A 1,863-nucleotide genomic window follows, 5' to 3' on the forward strand; every position below is an offset into this window, starting at 1 on the left:
TAATTACATGAGTCAACAGTTTCCAATTCGAACATCCATCCATATTTGCTGCTTCTTGAATCTCCCAAGGAATGCTGGTTTGAAAATACGTTCGCATGACAATCAAATTATAAGTGGCAATTGCACCAGGGATGACTAATGCCCACATCGTATCCACCATGCCCAAATTTTTCACGAGTAAATAGGACGGAATGAGCCCCCCGCTAAAAAACATCGTAAGTGTAACAAAAAACATAATGCCACCGCGCCCAGGTAAATCCGGTCTTGACAGCGGGTAAGCGGCAAGTGTCGTCATCACGAGATTGATTGCCGTTCCGATTAACGTATACAGTATGGTATTTCCATATCCATTCCAAATCTGTTCGTTATGAAAAACATTCTTGTATGCCTCTAAAGTAATTTGCTTGGGCAGCAAAATGACGTCGCCATTCAGTACTAGTGCAGGATCGCTGAATGAGGCACTAACGATAAAGATCAGCGGATACAGCACGACAACCACGATAATGGCAGCCAAAACGTTAACGACAGCATCAAAAACTTTTTCATCCGAGCCTCTCTTATTGAGCGTTTGACTCTGCATTACTCGGCCCCTCCTACCATAAGCTTGTCTCCGCCTTTTTACGGGCAAAGCGATTCACGAGGATCAGCAGCACAAGGTTGATAATGGAGTTAAACAATCCTATGGCAGCTGTATAACTATACTCGCCTTTCAAAATACCTGCCGAGTAGACGAATGTAGAGATCACATCACTGGACTCCAAATTCAAATTATTTTGCATGAGCAAAATTTTCTCAAATCCAACATTCATGAAATGCCCCACGTCGAGAATTAGCAAAATAACGATAACCGGCAGAATGCCCGGTAAGGATACGTGCCAGATACGTCGAAGCCGGCTTGCACCATCCATTTTGGCCGCTTCATACAGCTGTGGATTGACTCCGCTCAAGGCTGCAATATAAATAATTGATTGCCATCCCATGTTTTGCCAGATATTCGAGCTGATAAAAATCGACTTAAACCAGCCAGCGGAATCGAGAAATCGAACGGGCTCTCCGCCAACAGCCTCAATGATTGAATTCACAGGACCGCCTCGTGGTGATAAAAAGAGCATGAGCATCCCGACCATAACGACGATGGAAATGAAATGCGGAATGTACGTAATATTTTGCACGATTTTACTGAAAGCTTTATTCCGGATCTCTGTAACCAGCAAAGCAAGCAGGATTGGGATTGGAAACGCAAATAATAAGGAAAACAAATTAATAGAAATCGTGTTCCACAATAGTCTCCAGAAATAATAAGACTCTACAAAACGTTTAAAATGATCAAGCCCTACCCATGCGCTGCCATTAATGCCCTTCGCTGGGCTGAAGTTCTTGAATGCAATTTGCAGACCGTACAATGGTCCGTAATGAAACACAAGATACCAAACTATTGGAATGAGCAGCATGAGGTAGAGATCATACCGACTACTCACAGATTTCAAGAGGCTGGAGCGCCTCGATTTGGATCGAGACGCAGTGCCCGCTGTATTTGCCGTACTGTTCATCTGTAGCCCTCCAGCCGTCAATACTTATTTTTGCTGTTTAAGTTTATCGTAAGCATCCTGATACAGCTTCTGAAGCTCGTCTAATTTCATTTTCTTCAGAGTAGTCTGAAACTCGCCCCACTTATCGAAACTAAGGGCACCCGCGATAAACTTCGTGCTCTGTTCTTCGTAATATTTATCAATATCATTTCGCAGAATATTAATTTGTTGGGCTGTTTGCTCATCAAACATCGGTGAAGCATAGCGAATCTTCGGCATATACGGATCCAGTTTCTTTTGAGCTTCCTGAACCTGAGGCGGATTGATGTAAGAA

At 43.3% G+C, this 1,863-nt stretch carries 2 protein-coding genes and 1 pseudogene; all 3 read right to left on the bottom strand.

What is annotated here, in order from left to right:
- Positions 1-580: carbohydrate ABC transporter permease (locus tag AC1DUA_RS35790; RefSeq protein ID WP_477504263.1), on the bottom strand; the 580-nt coding region annotated here is incomplete at its 3' end.
- A 13-nt stretch (positions 581-593) separates the two neighbouring features.
- Positions 594-1,550 (bottom strand): ABC transporter permease, encoded by a 957-nt coding sequence (locus AC1DUA_RS35795; RefSeq protein WP_477504264.1) that lies wholly within the window; start codon positions 1,548-1,550, stop codon positions 594-596.
- A 24-nt stretch (positions 1,551-1,574) separates the two neighbouring features.
- A pseudogene (locus AC1DUA_RS35800) lies at positions 1,575-1,863 on the bottom strand (extracellular solute-binding protein); the annotation flags it as partial.

Source organism: Paenibacillus sp. 01T422, assembly GCF_056398785.1.